The sequence below is a fragment of the Chitinivibrionales bacterium genome, from assembly GCA_035516255.1.
Taxonomy (GTDB): domain Bacteria; phylum Fibrobacterota; class Chitinivibrionia; order Chitinivibrionales; family FEN-1185; genus FEN-1185.
In genome coordinates, this window is the sequence record DATJAL010000052.1 from 1 (window position 1) to 15,835 (window position 15,835).

Below are 15,835 nucleotides of genomic sequence, written 5' to 3' on the forward strand. Positions count from 1 at the left end.
CGACGGCGGTTTCGTGCACAAAGAGATCGCGGGGCTTGTTCTTAACAATTGCGATGACCGCATAGACCCCGCTACGGGCGTTTTTTTCGACCTCTACGGCGTCGGAAGCAGCACGGCGCTGCTCAGCTCCTATTCCTACGTTCACGCCACGGCCCGGCTGGCCGGGTATGCAACACCGTTCAGGAAATTCGACCGCCTCGTGGTCTTCGGCAGGCTCCTGGTGGATTACCTCCGCGGCGGCGCGCCGTTTTACGAATACGAAAACACCGTCGGATTTTCCCCGGAGGAGATTTTCGGCGGGGAGGGAAGCATGCGCGGCATCCCCGAGTACCGTTTCAGGGACAGGTTCTCGTTTGTCATTACGCCCGAATGCAGACTCCGCGCGTTTCCGTTCAGCCTGTTCGGCACCGATTACAACCTCGGTCCCGTCGTTTTTTCCGACATCGGCAACACCTTTCCGTCGCCGTTGTTGATGAAGCCCGTGCTGTACGTCACCTACGGCACCGGCCTGCGCTTGAGATGGGACCACGATTTCGTCGCCACGCTCCAATTCGCGTTCTGGAAAAACACGCTGGGAGGGGTGTATCTGTCGTTTGACGAGCAATATTGACTTAGTCCGCACTGGCGCGAAACATCATCCTATCCTTTACAAACCCGCCAAGCGATTCTCAGTGCAGGTCAAGTCACCCGTAAATTGTAGATCGTTGCGTGCCAGCCACTCCGGCGCTTTTGCTGCACCTATCCCGGTTTGTGGTTATTTTCTAAGGAATTGAAAAGGATGAGGAAAAATCCAGCATATCTGATTAGCCTTGCTTTATAATAAAGGCATTTCTATTTTTTAGGAAAAAATATTTTCCATTTAGGAGTAATTGATGGATACACTGTCTAGAGAACGCGGCTATGCCATGTGCGCGCTGATACGCGAGCAGAACCGCAGGCGGCCGATCAGCTTTTCTGCACTGTGGTGCCGGGGATGCACGACATTCACCGGCGGCGATCCGGAAAAACGGTGCGGAAAAACGTATGAATGCCCGCAAGTGATTGAAAGGTTTAAAAGGGAAGCGAGGCAGGAGACGAGGTGATGTCAACCTTGACGGCAGGCAATGATATTTAAACGATAAAAAATATTGTCGGTTCCTCAACGTATTATTATTTTTCCTATATAGCAACCACCTTTTGGACGCAGCATGCAACGGCCTGACTCCTACCTCGGCCTTAACAAGCTCGCGCAAACGCGATATTTCAATAATAAGTAATCAAAAGCATGACAAACCATGTCTGCAACCCCTTAAAAATACCGTGCGGGTCCTTGTCGTGGATGATGAACCCGCGATAACCCATCTTGTTCAAGGTGGATGCTCTTGATATACATAGATAGCTCGCACACTTTATTTACAAGATTTATTGCGGCCTCCGTTCCCTCGTGTCCGGAGGCCTTTTCACTTCCTCAACGCCCTTACCACCTGCCGTAAAATCTCCATCCCCACCTTGTATCCGGCCGATTCATTGACAATTTCAAAAGTTCCCTCCTCCACCCGCATTTCCGGTTGCCGGAATTTCCTGTAGAAAAACAGCACCACGAACAACCTGCATGCGAACGAAACCAGAAACAGCGTTTGCAATTGGTAATCGAACAGGGTGGGGAGTCGCGTGGCGAGAAACCCGCCCAGCAGGCTGAACACGAAAAGCCCAACGGCGGTGACGGCCGCGGCAAAGGCGATGTAATGGTCGGAGTTTTCCTTTTCGGTGGTGCGGAGGAGGTAGTTGAAATTCGCGATGTTGAAGCCGCCCCAGGCGATGCCTGAGAAAAAGTTCGCGGTCCAGACAAGCAGGGGGCTCGAGCCGAAAAGGTACGGCACGGGCACGAACGCGCACATGAGCGCGGTGAGGCGCAGCACGCGCGATGTGCCGATAAAATCGATAAGCCTGCCCCACGCGGGCAAAAACAGGATGGTACCCACAATCATCGAGGCGGTGCCGATGGTGAAGACAAGGTAATCGAACCGCAGGTCGCGCAGGAACCACACGTTGAAGAACGGTCCAGCAATGGCGGTTGTGCCCTGCAAAAGCGCCACCGACGCGCAGAACCACAGGAAATTTTTCGACGGCCTGAACCCGAACACTTCCGATCTGTCCGGCGGCTTTGACTGGGGCGGCTCGTACTGCCACGATAAAAACTGCCCGGATCCGAACCGGAACAGGCTTCCGATAAAAAATATGATCGTGAAAAACATCCACGGCGCGTTCTGTGAGCTGTATTTGCGCGAGAGGATGCCCGCTGTGATGGCGCACGCCAACTGGACAAGCGAGAAAAACCTGTTGCGCCAGGCGAAGTGCCTTCCGCGCACGCCGGCCGGCACGCAGTCGCGCAGCCACGACATCCAGATTCCCTGGAACAGGTTTCCCGACGATCCGTACAGGATGAAGGCCAGGACGTACGCCCAGGCATTGTATGGCGCCGGGAGCCATCCGGTGATGCCCGCGAGAATGAGGAACATGGCCTGCACCCGCACGCTCGCCACAACGTAATGCTTGCGGGTCTGGTTTTTGTTCAGGAACAGGGGCAGAAAGAACTGGCCGACTGACCCGATGAGCAGCGGAGCGCTGCCGAGGAGCGCTATGGTCATCGCGGGCGCGCGCAGGCGGACCGCGGCCGCGACCGAAAAGGTGTCGGCCAGCGCCACCATCACGCTGCAGAACATGCCGTCGGTAAGGCTGAACATGAGCGCCTTGCGGAGAAGCGGCGAACCCACGTCAACGCCGCCGAGAATCTGCTTTGCCGGTTTGGGGGCTGCCATGGCGAGGGATCAGGAACCGATGAATTTGTCAAGCAGGGTCTGATACAATGCCACCAGTTTGTCGCCGACAAGCACGGCGATCCAGAGCCCTAGGGCGAGGAACGGACCAAAGGGAATTTTATATCCCCGGGCGAATTTCTTGAAGCCGATCATGGCAAGCCCGCCCAGCGAACCGGTTATCGCGCCGAACATGATCGTAAGAATCGCGATTTTCCAGCCGAACGCCGCGCCCACTGCCGCCATGAGCTTTATGTCGCCGCCGCCCATGGCCTCCTTTTTAAACACGTATTCGCCGACAAGCCCCACCGCGAACAGGCTGCCTCCGCCGGCTAGGATGCCGAGTCCGCATTGTAAAGGGGTTATTCCTCCGGGCAGAAAAGAGAGCGAAACCGCGAGCACAAGCAGGGGCAGGGTGATGATATCGGGAATGATGAGATGAAAAAGGTCGATGACGGCGACCGGGATCACCAAAAGGAGCACCGCTGTTTCCAGAACAACGAGCGCCACCTGTCCCGCCGTCTGCGGCGATGAGAGCGCGGGCGCGATCACCAGCAGATAAAGAACAAGGGCTGCCACGGCGGTGCACAGTTCAACAATGGGGTACATAATCGAGATGCGGGCCCCGCATCCGGCGCATCGAGCGCGCAGGAAGATAAAACTCAGCACCGGAATGTTTTCCCACGCTTTGATGGGCCGTCCGCATTTCGGGCAGTGCGAACCGGGCCACACGATGGATTCATGGCGCGGAATGCGGTAAATGAGCACGTTGAAAAACGAGCCGAGAACAAAGCCGAGCACCATCGCGACGACGACGAGGAAGGGGCCGGCGGCGGGATTCATTTGGCACCGGTTGATGAAGGCGGTTTTGGCGCGGGTTTGGCCGCGGCGCGGCCGGGTTTTCCCGTTTGGCCCGCTGCCTTTGCCGCTGAATCCGCCGCCGCGGCGACATCGTGCAGCGCATCCTTGATCGCCGGAAGCGGGTTCGCCTTGAGCAGGTCCTGCACCGGCCCGGTCTTGGGCATGAGGCCCTCGGCGCGGAGGCGCGGGGAAATCCCGCTGAAGAACGCGTAGGATTTCGAGGGCCTGAACCAGTTTTTGACCTTGTCAAACGGGAGCGATGCGATCGCGATCACCAGGATCCAGATGAGGATGAACACCTTGACAAAGCCGAGCACGCCGCCGCACATGCGGTCCATCCAGCCGAGCACCGTGAGGTGCACCACCTTCTTGATGATTTTTCCCAGCAGCACCACCGCAGCGACGCACGCCGTAAAGATCGCCAGGAAGGCGATCACCGAGAGCACCGCGCCGGAAAGGTGAAGGAACTTGAGATGCGCCGCCGCGGGCCGGTACAGCGAAAACGCTGCGAAGAACGCGGCCACGACCGCGACCAGGCGGACGATCTCCTCGACGAACCCGCGCCAGATCCCCACCAGGACAAAGACGCAGGCCAGGCCCGCGCAGATGATGTCGAACAGGTGCATGAGGCCGCCTTTATAAATAAAAAAGGCGAGATGCGTCTCCCGCCTTAGAAGAATTGACAAAACGGAAACAGGCTATTTTTTCTTTGCCGTTTCAAGGATCCCCACGACGTGCTTTTCTTCGATGATGAATGTTTTCTTGCCGTTCTTGAAATAGATCCAGTTTTCCTGCGTCGCCCACGGCTGCTTCACGATATCAAGCCGGTCGGGTTTACCAAGGAGAAAATCGAGCGTCTCCACCTTCATGCCGATTTCGAACCTGCCGTCGTAGATGCACTGTTTGTCGAGATCCGGAAGGTCGGGATGCGCCTGCACGTACTTGTCGATGTCTTCCTGCTTCGGCTTGATGAACGGCTTCATGAAGCATCCTGCGGCGAAACACACGGCAACGATGAGAGCGATCGTTTTAAGCATGCTTGGTTTCATTTTCGAACTCCTCCTCGGTTGCGTAGATTTTGACCAGTTTGTTGAGTCCAACAACGTCAAGGACGTCCTTGACGTATTCGTTCGGCTCGATCACCACGAGCAGGCCTTCCCTTTTCTTCAGCGCGTTGTGGCTGTAGATGAGCACGTTGAGCGCCCCGCTGTCGAGGTAGGTGACCTGCGAAAGGTTGAGCGCGATGCGCACGATATTTTTTTCCAGCTGGGTGTTTATGTAGGATTTGAGGATGATCGAGTCCTTGAGCCGGTCGATTTTCCCCGCAACGTCGATAACGTGGAATTTATTGACCTCACGTCCGCCGATTTCCATAATGCCACCACCCTGGATTGATGGGAATAAAATCAACGTATAATATAATCAAATTCAACGGGATGGAAAAAGAAATATCTCTGTGTTACTCGCAGACATAGACCGCGTTCCGGCCCTTCTTTTTTCCCTCTTCGAGCCTGTACTCGAGTGATTTCATGAATTCGGGCGACTTGTCCTCCTTCGACGACTGTCCCACCGAAAGGCTCACCGACACTCCGGCGGGCAGGGCCTTGATGCGCTTGGTCCGGTCCTGGATGTTTTGCCGCAGACGTTCGGCGAGCTCCGCGGCTTCGCGTTTGTTGGTGTTGGGCAAAATCAGCAGGAACCGGTCGCCGGACGAGCGGGTGAGGATGTCGACGGCGCGCACGGTTTTTTTGATGATTTTGACGATGACGGTGAGGATCTCGTCGCCCATCTTGAAGGAGAAGTCCTGGTTGACTTTATGGAAATCGTCGACGTCGAGCAGGATCGCGGAGAGCGCGTGCTGGTACCGCTTGGCGCGCAGCATCTCCTCCTTGAGCTTTTCCATGTCGTACCCCGGCGCGTAGATCCGGTTGACCCATTCCTCCCGGTTGATGCCGTTGGAAAGCGATGCAAGCTCTTCCGCGGTCGTAGCCGGGCCGGTCCCGGTTTTGGGCGAGGCTATGGCGTCGAAATAATCGACGGCCGCGACGTTGATGTTCACGCGGCGGCCCAGCTTGGCCTGCATGTCTTGCTTGTGACCCAGCATGCGCTGCCAATGTTCCTTGGCCTCGCGGCCCTGGAATATCTTGCCGGTGAGCTTCTGGATGAGGATCCTGAAAGGATCGGCGGGCACGCCGGGAATGTCAAGAAATACTGTTTTAATCTGTTCGAACGAGCGCGGGTCGTCATTCTCGAGCGGCTCCTGCACCAGTTGCCTGAACCCCTCAAAGGGGAGTTCCGGCTGGTATTCCATGGGGAAAGTGGAGGGCATAACCGAAAATCAAATGGTTGAAGGACGGGACGAAATTATTCTACAAACTAATATTTTCAGGCGATAAAACAAAATCAATTAAAGAAACCGGCGCGTCTTCTCTCGTTTACAAGGTCGCTATTATGGCGCCTGCCGGTCACGGCACCGGCTCTCACTCCGGTCTCGGCTGACGCCTCGGGCCAGGGGAAACCACGAAGTGGCGTCCCATGGTGCCGTGACCCACAGGCGCCACATCATTGAATTACGAGACAGACTATCTGGCAAAATATTTTTCGTGATCAAATTATTCAGGAGTTATTTTACTACACCGGTGCCGCTCATACGGCGCCGCCCGTTATCGGATCCATGGAGGGAACGCCATGAGCCTCTTCGAGATAAAATGTCCGCTCTGTAAAGGAACGCTCTGGGTTGACCAGTCCACCGGAAAGGTGGTCGACCACAAGTCCGCCGACCAGAAGAAGACCGATTTCGACGACTTCGTGAAAATGCAGAAGGAAAAAAGCTCCCAGTGGGAAGACAAGATCAAGAAGGCGGCGGAGGACAAGGCCAAGCGCAGGGCCGAAATCGAGGAGAAGTTCAAGACCGCCAAGGAAAAACCCGAGGAGCTTCAGGGCGATTACGAGTCGCCGTTCAAGTGGGACTGAAAAAAACAGTTGGAGCGTTTATGCGTTCGAGCGTTTATGCGGTGGTAGGAAGCCCAATACTTTTCCATTAACGCTCCAACGCTCGAACACTCTAACGCTTTAACGCCCAACATAAAGGAGGTTTTCATGAACAGGCTGATTGCGCTTGCGTCAACAGTGGTTCTCGCCGTTTCCCTCTCGTCGTACGCCGCCAATCCCAAGGTGAAGATCGAGACCAGCAAGGGCGACATCGTGGTCGAGCTGTACCAGAAGTCGGCGCCCAAGACCGTCGCGAACTTTCTCGCTTATGTGAAGGACGGTTTCTACGACGGCACCATCTTCCACCGGGTCATCAAGGGATTCATGATCCAGGGCGGCGGATTCACCAAAGACATGCAGGAAAAACCCACCAAGGCGCCGGTGGTCAACGAGGCCGACAACGGGCTCAAGAACGACATCGGCACCATCGCCATGGCGCGCACCGGCGATCCGCATTCGGCCACCGCGCAGTTTTTCATCAACACGGTGAACAACCAGGGGCTCAATTTCAGGAGCAAGGATGTTGACGGATGGGGATACTGCGTTTTCGGGAAAGTGGTGAGCGGCATGGACGTGGTGACCGCGATCGAGGGCGTGCCGGTCGCGGACCAGGGACCTTTTCAGGCCGTGCCCCAGACGCAGGTCGTGATAACCAAGGTGTCCGCGGTCGGACCGGCCGTGACAAAAAAGACGCCGGAAAAAACAGCGGCGAAGGACACCGCTTCGCAAAAAGCAAAGTGATCAAAAACTTTTGAAAGGAATCGGGAATGAGAAAAATACTTGCGTTCGCAATCGCGGCCGCGCTCGCGGCAGGGTGCGGCACTGCCAAAAAGCAGGAGGCGAAACCCGTCTCGCAGCCCGAGGCCGCTCCCGCCGCGCAGGCCCAGCCGGCCGCTCAACCGGCACGGGAGGCGTCGGCAAAAGCCTCCGACACGGCGACAACGGCCTCCGGACTCAAATACGTCGTCCTTAAAAAAGGCGCCGGATCAACTCCAAAAGTCGGCCAGACCGTGATGGCATATTACACCGGCAAATTTCTTGACGGTAAAGTGTTCGACAGAACGGTCGCCCCCAGTGAGCCGTTTAAATTCACCGTGGGCACGAACAGCGTGATAAAGGGATGGGACGAGGCGTTTCTTGGCATGTCCAAGGGTGAAAAACGGGTGCTCATCGTTCCGCCGCAGCTCGCCTACGGGCAGGCGGGCGTTGGGCCCATTCCGCCCAACACGACGCTGGTGTTCGAGGTGGAACTGGTTGACTTTCAGTAATTCATTTTTAGTATAGTCAATAATCATGGCGTCTGCCGGTCACGGCACCGGTTCTCACTCCGGTCTCGGCTGACGCCTCGGGCCGCCACGGCGCTATGCCGCTTCGCGGCTGCGTCCGGGCGGCATCGCGCTCCAGCGCGACCTCCGCTCGCCCCTGACGTGAAACATCCCCTCTCTGTTTTACAAGCTCACCATGCAACCATGTCTATCGCCGCGAAGCTGCATACCGCTGAGGATGCGTTGCGAAGGGGCGACGCCTCGCGAGCTTTAATGCGAGCGAACTCGCGCGCCCCTTTGCAGGAAAGGGTGTGCCCCCGGATCGCCGCCGCGCTATCGTTGTGTGCGACATTTTGCGGCGGCGGAAGCCGGGGGCCAGGGGAAACCACGAAGTGGTTTCCCCACCAGATAAAAGACCAATTGTTATTGGATGCACGGTGCCGTGACCGGCAGGCGCCAATATCATTCCGCTTTACTACGCTCCGATTGCACGAAATGCGGGCCGTAGGTTATCTTTTATACATGCTGCCGATCAACCCAACCGTTCGCGGCATGCCGTTGCCTACAGCTTGGCGTGGGGCCGCCATGCTGTTTTTCGCCGGAGCTTTGTTTTATTCCTTTGCGGGCTCGCACCCTTCGCCCTCCGGCGACATAAAAATTTTTCTTCCCGAGCCCGGCGCCGAGAACAAGGCGGCCGATTCCGTTTCAGCCGATACCGCCGAACCCGGCGACGACGCCGAGAAGAAACAGGCCGCACCGCCCTCGCGCATCAACATGGCATGGATCGAGTCCGGCTGTTTTGTCATGGGCAGCCCCGACGGCGAGGGCGACCCGGACGAGCATCCGCAGCACCGTGTGTGCCTGAGCGGCTTCTACATGGACCGGTACGAGGTGACGCAGGAGGAGTACCAGCGATTGACAAAGAAGAACCCGTCGGTGTTCTCGAAATGCCCCAACTGCCCCGTGGAATACGTGTCGTGGACCGAGGCGAAGGAATACTGCGAGCGGACGGGCAAGCGGCTGCCCACCGAGGCGGAATGGGAATACGCGGCGCGCGGCGGGACCCAGACGCGTTATTTCTGGGGAAACTCAATGGACACCGCCTACGTATGGTACCAGGCGAACGCGGGGAACAAAACGCATCCGGTGGGGCAGAAACGGCCGAACCCCTTCGGCCTCTACGACATGCTCGGCAACGTGCGCGAATGGTGCAGCGACCGGTTCAGCGACAACACCTATCGAACGAGCACCGTGAACGACCCCGTTTCCGTGACCGGCCGATACCCCGTGATGCGCGGCGGCTCGTGGATGGACGATGCGAAAAAGGTGCGCTGCATGGCGCGGGCCAGCGAGAACCCGAAGACCAAGGACAGCATGATAGGGTTTCGCTGTGCCGCGGATAAATAAATAAAATTAAAATGGGCGTTCCCCCGCTGCGCGGGGTCGGTCTCCTTACGGGCTCGGCTATTCGCCTCGTTGCCGGACCGCCCGAAGTCGCCTTCGTCTCGATACGCCGCTTAAAAGCGGCTGCTCGATGACCGCGGCGAAGGCCGGCATAAAATTGCGCGGAGCGCAACTACCTTTCATTAGGGAGCGAAGTGACAATTCGCTCTCGCTCACCCTCCAGTCCACCTGACGCGCGGTATAAAGAATGCTGTTCTGTCAAGATGTAATATCTGCCCCACGTGGCATTCTTAAAAGTAAATGAATCCGCTTAGTAGGGCAAATATTATAATTGTGAAGATGCTTATCTGCCAAGCGCCAGGCAGGATTGGAGGCCGCGCTGGAGCGCGGTGCTGCCCGGCCCTCGCCGATAGGCATAGAGGGGCCGTGGCAGCCCGAGCCGAAGGCGAGACCGGAAGGACGGCCGCCGACGCGAAGCGACGGGGCGCCCAATCTTAATTATTAATTTTATTTTTCCACAGCAGAATAGCAGCTTCAATAGCTGCCAGCAAGCTCTTTTCCGACGCCACGCCTTTTCCTGCTTTGTCAAACGCGGTGCCGTGGCCCACCGAGGTGCGGATGATGGGCAGCCCGACCGTGATGTTGACCCCGCTCTCGAAGTCGCGCGACTTGAGCGCAACGAAGCCGTGGTCGTGCAGCATGGCCACCACGCCGTCGAACTCGCCTTTGAACGAGCGCGTGAACACCGTGTCGGGAGGGTAGGGGCCGCTCGCGTTGATGCCTTCCTTTTTCGCAAGGTCGATCGCCGGTGTAATGTGCTCGGTCTCCTCGTTGCCGAACAGCCCGTTCTCGCCCGCGTGCGGGTTGAGCCCGCCCACGGCGATGCGCGGCGCCCTGACGCCGAGCCCGAGCAGCGTTTTGTAAAGCAGGCGGATGTTCATTAAAACCCTGTCCGCGGTAATGAGGCCGATGGCGTCGCGCAGGCTCACGTGCGTGGTCACGTGCACCACATAAACGTTTTCTACCGCGAACATCATGGAGAATTCCCTTGTGCCGGTCTTGTCCGCGAGGATTTCGGTGTGCCCGGGATAGTTGATGCCCGCCATATGCAGCGCCTCTTTGCTGATCGGGTTGGTGATCATGCCGCATATCTTTTTGTCAAGGCACAGTTCGATCCCCCTGATCACGTATTCGTAGGAGGCCTTTCCGCAATTCGCCTGCGGCCTTCCCAAGGCGAAATTCCCGACCGTGATTTGCTTCATGTCAAGAACGTTGACGAGACCCTTTTGGAAATCCTCCGGCGAGGCCATGGCGTGGAATTTGTCCCTGCGCTTGAGGCGTTTTGCGGTTTCCGCAAGCACGCCGAGGTCGCCGATGATGAAAATGCCCACGGCCTTGGGAAGTTTGGATGACGAAAGCGCCTTGAGCGCGATTTCCGGGCCGATGCCGGCCGGGTCGCCCATGGTGATGGCGAAGAGGGGAATGGATGTTTTTTTTTGCATTGATGATGATCCTTATTTATTTATGCGGCGGAAACACTCTTTATTACATTGGTATTTTATCTGGCGATATTCGTCTAACATGTCAGGCAATAAAAATGCCCCCAACGCCTCGGCATTTCCGTAATCCTTCCAATACATAAAAGTGAATCACCAAATAATTGATATTTCATATTGTAGACTGATTCCGGAAATGTGTCAATTTCAATTAATTTCCCTATAATTTTTCTTGAATCAAATTCATATTTTGACTTTGTCCATGAACAGTTTATTACAACCGGTTTTTTCTCACTAACCATTCGCCCTTACCTTTAAATACTAATGTCCATAATTTGCCATATTAATACAAAGTGGTATTAAAATATTTGTCCCTTGTAAAAACAATTCCGTAATTGTCAATCATTTTGTAATCTTTGTCTTCGATGGAAATCCATTTTCCCATCAAACAATGATCGATTGCAAACGAGTCGGAATAGGGATTTTTATTTTCGACAGAATCATATTCTTTGCAATCAGTAACATTACCGTCACCGAATAAAAGTGAATGAAGGCTTGCGATCAACAAGGTTGCTAAGAGTAAGATGTTAAAGTTCATTTTTAGGATTTTTGGAGTATTTATGGAATATCTTCCGGACGTGATTCTCAATTTGCAGCAAATTATTGGTACACAACCTGCGCACAGGCGCGCTGCATTACCGATAGAAAATAGGTTCGTGTGCCACTGCCGTCCCGGCAGTGCTCTTGACCGTTGCATATAAACTAAATAATCACGCGGGCGGGAAACCAAACTTTGCTTTCAATGGATGCTATAAGAAGAACACGGCCGAGACGGCCGTGCCACACGAGGGCTTCTTTCCCCAAAAGCAAGTCTTCTTCCTCTTCGCTGCCTGCGGCAAGAAATAAAATCGGGAATATTTCTTCTGCCCGGCATTAGCAGGCCGTTGAAAAACCCCACATAGGATTTAAAATTGCTTGACTTTATGGCATGAAATGGCGATTTTAAGCAAATTTAGCCAGCGCATTTGTCAAGAAAACGCCTCAAGGCAAGTTTTTCAACGGCCCGGTAGGCAGACTGTAGGGCGCGCAAGAGCGCGTTGCCGGCCGACCCCGCAAAGCGGGGGAACGCCCGGGTTTTTTAAATTATTTAACGGCACTACAAACTGGTGCGGGGTTCCCAGATTTTTATTTATTTCAAAAATAGAAAAGAAAAGGGCGACCCACACGGATCACCCTTTCAATTTCACTAAACAAAATTTCAATCAAGAATCAATGACCCACATAATCTCCGAATCTGATCATCGTGGGACTTGGATTTTTCACTGCGGCTCCCGTGTCGTTCACCGCATGTAAAATCGTTCCCTGGTCTCCGGCAAGCGCAAAGGTGACCACGCGATGGACCGAGATTCCCGGAAGTTTCGGCGCCTCTATGGCATTCGTGGTGGTGATCGCGGCCCTTCTCATATAGGAATAGATGCCCAGTCCCCATCCGTAGAATTTCGTGGCGCGGCTGGTCACCTTGATTGCGGGTATTCCCGGCACGGCGCCCTCCATCCACGACGCCTGGTTCGGCACGTCGTAGGGAAGCTCATTCTGATAGAAATACTGCTGGCCGTTTTCACCGTTCCATACCGTGTTGTATTTCTGCCAATGCTCCACCATTTGTCCGTAGGTGATGCAGTTGTTGCCGTTGATGTAAAGGCCGTCTCTGATTGTAGTGGAGTCCGCGTTCCATCCCGCGCCCGCCCCGTGGTCTGCGCGCCAGATCCAGGAATGGTCCAGGATGGTGTTGTTGCTGTTGAAGATCGCGCCGATTTTTGTGGTGCCTACAACGGAGCCGCCGCAGCGGGCAAACAGATCGAACACGAACGGCGGGTTGGCGCTATGGTCCGCAACGCTTCCAGAATCGCCAATTTGGAGCAAACAAGGCGAATCGCCGCCTGTACCGGCTTCATACAGAATATTGGCGACAATGATGCCGTCCGCATCCGCTGTCTTGAGGCAGATTGAGCCGTTCTGCGCCTGCAGCGTGGCCATGCCCAAGCCCAGCACCACGGTGTTGGGACGCTGGACAAGGATCGGCGTGCTGACCACGTAAATTCCAGGGGTGAGGATGAGGTTCTTGCCCTGGGCGAGCGCCGCGTTAATGGTGGTGGCATTGTCGGTTCCCGCGATTGCAATGTAAAATTGATCGATCGGCAACAGATCGCCGGCAGGCGTGCCGTTGTCCCACGTTATACCCTGGCTGTTCGTGCGCAGGGCGGGAACGAACACTGAGTATGTTTGGGCGTTGTTGTCAAACACCACATAGGGTTTCTCACGCACCAACGGGGTTTTGGCGACCACGCTGATGCCGCCCGAGGGCCAGTTTTCCGCCGGGGGATTGTCGCAGCCTTGAACCAGAAAGTTCCAGATGCCGCTGGAAGGGATTCCATTGAGAACGCTGTTTCGAATGTAAAACTGTTGCGCGCAGCCGGTTGAAATCGCGCCGTCGATTTTGGAATCGGATATGAATCCGCCGCTGGCGCCGCTGTTGCAAATGCTCATGGTTCCTTTCACGTGCATGCGTCTAAAGGGGTCGGCCTGCGAAACGGCCCAGACTTCCTGGCCGCCCGTCGGCGTGACCGAAAAGCCTTCCACACCGCGCCAGAACGATCCCGTCCCATCCTCGGTCGCCTGTACCGTTCCCGTTACCTGTACGTCCTCGGGAGACATACCCAATCCATACGCCTGCATGTAATACCTGACCGTGATGTTCACGGAATAGCTGCCGGGTTTGAAGAAGAACGCGGCCCGGTTGGTTCCAAACTGGCTTGACGCAGTGTGCGCCGCGTCGAGAACGCCCTGGATCGAGCTCGACGACATCGTTGCGTCGAAGATATGGGTGTTGGGACCGAAATCGGGAGCGGCCGGCAATACGCCGAGCGTGAAATTGACCGTGGTATTGTAGGAATCCAAGGTCTGGATCACCGAGGCAAAGCCGGACTTGCTCGCCTGAATCCAGTCCAAGGCCGCGGTTTTGGAAAGTCTTTCCGTTTTGGAAAGCGAACCGGAAACGGCGAAGTGGTCGGCGGCGGTGGAAACCAGCATGCTTTTCGCTTCTTTGTCCCCGATTGCCACACGCAACACCAGCATGGCTTTTCCAAGTTTGTCCACGCTGAAGGAGACCTTGGTGGTACCCTGTGTGAGAAGTCCGGAAAACACCTTGGCGACCAACCTGCCGCGGACGTCGTACAATGCTGCCGAGGCAGGCATGTCGGCCGGTCCGTTAAAAGTGAAAATACCGTTTTTGTAATTAAGGCTGTATGCTGTCTGATGAACGGCATTGCCGGCCGGCAGAGTGCCCACCTGGCCTGTCAGCAGATACGTCCCGTCGGAATTCGAGGTGCAGGACAACGGCGTATTGAAGATTTTAATCACCGCGCCGGCGATGCCCTGTCCTGAAGTGTTTGAAACTTTTCCGGTAATGTTGACGGTCTGGCCGAGAAGGAGCGATACAAAAAGAAGGATGTATAATGATGCTTTTCTCATATCAACAAACCTCCTAGAGGGGGTGAGAAGGTTAATTAAGCGATAAAGTGTTATTCGGTTATTTTTGTATCAAAAAACCATTTCATTATTATTATATACCAATTTGCAGAATTGTTCCATGATATCATTATTCATTGATGCTGATATCCATAATATAATAATATAATATCCAAAGGTGATAGATTTTTTATTAGGTCAATTAAAATATTTGCGAACATATTTCTTTGTAACATATTGATTATAAATAGCAAAATAATAATTTATCCCTGCGAACATAAAATTTTCGCGAACAATCTGCTTGCAGGTTTGCAAATAAAAATCTCCTTACTTATCCGCTTAAGACTAATGTCAGGTGATACAGGACAAGGCTGTTTGATTAATCCTGCCCCATCCCAGGCGGTATTTTCCGCTTATCTTTTCAACCATGCCGGAAAACAGGGAAGGATATTTATTGACGGCATGCGACAGGCTTATGCAATTACTGTTGCGATTCCCCGCGGCATTGCGCCATGAGATGCATGATTTCGTGGCAGATCGGCGGCAAGAGCATGGGCGGGAAAACACTTGTCACGGAAGAATGACGATTCGAAAAGAACCCGGGGCAGTTTTCGAGGCGGGCTTTCATCATCGGACGGCTTCTCCTGAATGACGCGGCCATTTGACTTTGTCCGGCAATGAATTTATATTAATTACTACATACTTTACAAATAGTAGAATGGCAACAGTTTCAGCAAGGGGGACCGTATGAAAAAGACCATGTTCCTTCTCCTCGCCGCGGCGTTCACGCTGGGGTGGTGCCAGCCCAAGCCCGACGAGACAGCCCTGGTGCGGGCCATCCTCGACAGCGCGGGCCGCTCCTCCGTGACCGTGGAAAGCGTCACCAAGGTTGATTCCCAGGGACGAATCACCGTTCTCGACCTTACCAACAAGGAAATGGAAAAGGGAGGGATCAAAAGCATCCCTTCCGAGATAGGGAACCTCAAGGCCCTGGCCACGCTCCTGCTCGGCAGGAACGAAATAGCCGAGATCCCGCCGGAAATCGGCCAGCTCAAATCGCTTGTCAAGCTCGACCTCCAGTACAACGACCTCAGCGAACTGCCGCCGGAAATCGGCGGGTGCGTCAGCCTGCAGGAACTCGACGTGCGCCAGAACCAGCTCTCCAAGCTGCCGCGGGAGCTCTTTTCGCTCAAGTCGCTCAGGGTGCTGCAATTGTGGGGCAACCGCTTCACGTCGTTGCCCGAGGAAATTGGAAAGCTCACGTCCCTCAGGGAGCTCTACCTCATGAACAACAGGCTCATGACGCTCCCGCCGGCCCTCACCAAAATGAAAGGGCTCACCTACGTTGACTTTCAGGACAACAAGCTCTGCACGCCCAATGCCGAACTCGCGGCTTGGCTCAAGAAATGGGACGACACGTGGAAGTCGAAGCAGAAATGCTGGTAATTGCTAAATAAGAATATTTAAATAAATTGGGCGTTCCCCCGGGTAATAG

16 protein-coding genes are annotated in these 15,835 nt (G+C 54.9%); 7 read left to right on the top strand and 9 right to left on the bottom strand.

The annotated features are described in order from the left end of the window. Both VLX68_15255 and VLX68_15260 read left to right on the top strand, forming a co-directional pair. On the top strand, nt 1-610 hold a 610-nt coding region (locus tag VLX68_15255; protein ID HUI93603.1), incomplete at its 5' end, for a hypothetical protein. Nucleotides 611-872: 262 nt separating this feature from the next. Beyond that, the gene (locus VLX68_15260) at nt 873-1,082 is read left to right on the top strand and encodes a hypothetical protein (GenBank protein HUI93604.1); all 210 of its coding nucleotides are present in this window, start codon (nt 873-875) and stop codon (nt 1,080-1,082) included. A 357-nt stretch (nt 1,083-1,439) separates the two neighbouring features. Here the strand turns inward: VLX68_15260 and VLX68_15265 are convergent, their stop codons facing one another. The 6 genes from VLX68_15265 to VLX68_15290 form a co-directional block, all read right to left on the bottom strand. Beyond that, entirely contained in the window at nt 1,440-2,798 is a 1,359-nt protein-coding gene (locus VLX68_15265) for an MFS transporter (GenBank protein ID HUI93605.1), read from the bottom strand. Between the two features lie 9 nt (nt 2,799-2,807). Then, nucleotides 2,808-3,638, bottom strand: a complete 831-nt coding sequence (locus tag VLX68_15270) for a prepilin peptidase (protein HUI93606.1) — start codon at nt 3,636-3,638, stop codon at nt 2,808-2,810. After that, nucleotides 3,635-4,282, bottom strand: a complete 648-nt coding sequence (locus tag VLX68_15275) for a CvpA family protein (protein HUI93607.1) — start codon at nt 4,280-4,282, stop codon at nt 3,635-3,637. Before VLX68_15275 ends, VLX68_15270 begins: the two co-directional genes overlap by 4 nt. Before the next feature lie 72 nt (nt 4,283-4,354). Next, nucleotides 4,355-4,705 carry a hypothetical protein gene (locus VLX68_15280; GenBank protein ID HUI93608.1) on the bottom strand — a complete coding sequence of 117 codons (351 nt, stop codon included), beginning with the start codon at nt 4,703-4,705 and terminating at the stop codon, nt 4,355-4,357. Continuing rightward, nucleotides 4,686-5,030 (bottom strand): STAS domain-containing protein, encoded by a 345-nt coding sequence (locus VLX68_15285; GenBank protein HUI93609.1) that lies wholly within the window; start codon nt 5,028-5,030, stop codon nt 4,686-4,688. The genes VLX68_15280 and VLX68_15285 overlap by 20 nt, the downstream gene beginning before the upstream one ends. 85 nt (nt 5,031-5,115) lie before the next feature. Continuing rightward, the gene (locus tag VLX68_15290; protein ID HUI93610.1) at nt 5,116-5,985 is read right to left on the bottom strand and encodes a GGDEF domain-containing protein; all 870 of its coding nucleotides are present in this window, start codon (nt 5,983-5,985) and stop codon (nt 5,116-5,118) included. A gap of 359 nt (nt 5,986-6,344) precedes the next feature. On the opposite strand from VLX68_15290, the gene VLX68_15295 reads away from it, so the two are divergent. The 4 genes from VLX68_15295 (at nt 6,345) to VLX68_15310 (ending at nt 9,319) form a co-directional block, all read left to right on the top strand. Continuing rightward, entirely contained in the window at nt 6,345-6,629 is a 285-nt protein-coding gene (locus VLX68_15295; protein HUI93611.1) for a hypothetical protein, read from the top strand. A 126-nt stretch (nt 6,630-6,755) separates the two neighbouring features. Further along, nucleotides 6,756-7,388 (top strand): peptidylprolyl isomerase, encoded by a 633-nt coding sequence (locus tag VLX68_15300; GenBank protein HUI93612.1) that lies wholly within the window; start codon nt 6,756-6,758, stop codon nt 7,386-7,388. Between the two features lie 26 nt (nt 7,389-7,414). Next, nucleotides 7,415-7,915 carry an FKBP-type peptidyl-prolyl cis-trans isomerase gene (locus VLX68_15305; GenBank protein ID HUI93613.1) on the top strand — a complete coding sequence of 167 codons (501 nt, stop codon included), beginning with the start codon at nt 7,415-7,417 and terminating at the stop codon, nt 7,913-7,915. A 582-nt stretch (nt 7,916-8,497) separates the two neighbouring features. Then, nucleotides 8,498-9,319, top strand: a complete 822-nt coding sequence (locus VLX68_15310) for a formylglycine-generating enzyme family protein (GenBank protein ID HUI93614.1) — start codon at nt 8,498-8,500, stop codon at nt 9,317-9,319. 491 nt (nt 9,320-9,810) lie between these two features. On the opposite strand, the gene pdxA is transcribed toward VLX68_15310, so the two are convergent. The 3 genes from pdxA to VLX68_15325 form a co-directional block, all read right to left on the bottom strand. After that, nucleotides 9,811-10,818, bottom strand: coding sequence for a 4-hydroxythreonine-4-phosphate dehydrogenase PdxA (gene pdxA, locus VLX68_15315; GenBank protein HUI93615.1), 1,008 nt, complete (start codon nt 10,816-10,818; stop codon nt 9,811-9,813). Nucleotides 10,819-12,081: 1,263 nt separating this feature from the next. After that, nucleotides 12,082-14,343 (bottom strand): carboxypeptidase-like regulatory domain-containing protein, encoded by a 2,262-nt coding sequence (locus VLX68_15320; GenBank protein ID HUI93616.1) that lies wholly within the window; start codon nt 14,341-14,343, stop codon nt 12,082-12,084. 478 nt (nt 14,344-14,821) lie between these two features. Beyond that, a complete protein-coding gene (locus VLX68_15325) occupies nt 14,822-14,971 on the bottom strand; it encodes a hypothetical protein (GenBank protein HUI93617.1) in 150 nt (49 codons plus the stop codon). A 116-nt stretch (nt 14,972-15,087) separates the two neighbouring features. On the opposite strand from VLX68_15325, the gene VLX68_15330 reads away from it, so the two are divergent. Continuing rightward, entirely contained in the window at nt 15,088-15,786 is a 699-nt protein-coding gene (locus VLX68_15330; GenBank protein HUI93618.1) for a leucine-rich repeat domain-containing protein, read from the top strand. Nucleotides 15,787-15,835 lie beyond the last annotated feature (49 nt).

Excerpts from the sequence above, each read along its gene's own strand:
- VLX68_15260 (HUI93604.1), top strand. The coding sequence starts at position 873 with ATGGATACACTGTCTAGAGAACGCGGCTATGCCATGTGCGCGCTGATA.
- VLX68_15265 (HUI93605.1), bottom strand. The coding sequence starts at position 2,798 with ATGGCAGCCCCCAAACCGGCAAAGCAGATTCTCGGCGGCGTTGACGTG.
- VLX68_15270 (HUI93606.1), bottom strand. The coding sequence starts at position 3,638 with ATGAATCCCGCCGCCGGCCCCTTCCTCGTCGTCGTCGCGATGGTGCTC.
- VLX68_15275 (HUI93607.1), bottom strand. The coding sequence starts at position 4,282 with ATGCACCTGTTCGACATCATCTGCGCGGGCCTGGCCTGCGTCTTTGTC.
- VLX68_15280 (HUI93608.1), bottom strand. The coding sequence starts at position 4,705 with ATGAAACCAAGCATGCTTAAAACGATCGCTCTCATCGTTGCCGTGTGT.
- VLX68_15285 (HUI93609.1), bottom strand. The coding sequence starts at position 5,030 with ATGGAAATCGGCGGACGTGAGGTCAATAAATTCCACGTTATCGACGTT.
- VLX68_15290 (HUI93610.1), bottom strand. The coding sequence starts at position 5,985 with ATGCCCTCCACTTTCCCCATGGAATACCAGCCGGAACTCCCCTTTGAG.
- VLX68_15295 (HUI93611.1), top strand. The coding sequence starts at position 6,345 with ATGAGCCTCTTCGAGATAAAATGTCCGCTCTGTAAAGGAACGCTCTGG.
- VLX68_15300 (HUI93612.1), top strand. The coding sequence starts at position 6,756 with ATGAACAGGCTGATTGCGCTTGCGTCAACAGTGGTTCTCGCCGTTTCC.
- VLX68_15305 (HUI93613.1), top strand. The coding sequence starts at position 7,415 with ATGAGAAAAATACTTGCGTTCGCAATCGCGGCCGCGCTCGCGGCAGGG.
- VLX68_15310 (HUI93614.1), top strand. The coding sequence starts at position 8,498 with ATGCTGTTTTTCGCCGGAGCTTTGTTTTATTCCTTTGCGGGCTCGCAC.
- pdxA (HUI93615.1), bottom strand. The coding sequence starts at position 10,818 with ATGCAAAAAAAAACATCCATTCCCCTCTTCGCCATCACCATGGGCGAC.
- VLX68_15320 (HUI93616.1), bottom strand. The coding sequence starts at position 14,343 with ATGAGAAAAGCATCATTATACATCCTTCTTTTTGTATCGCTCCTTCTC.
- VLX68_15325 (HUI93617.1), bottom strand. The coding sequence starts at position 14,971 with ATGATGAAAGCCCGCCTCGAAAACTGCCCCGGGTTCTTTTCGAATCGT.
- VLX68_15330 (HUI93618.1), top strand. The coding sequence starts at position 15,088 with ATGAAAAAGACCATGTTCCTTCTCCTCGCCGCGGCGTTCACGCTGGGG.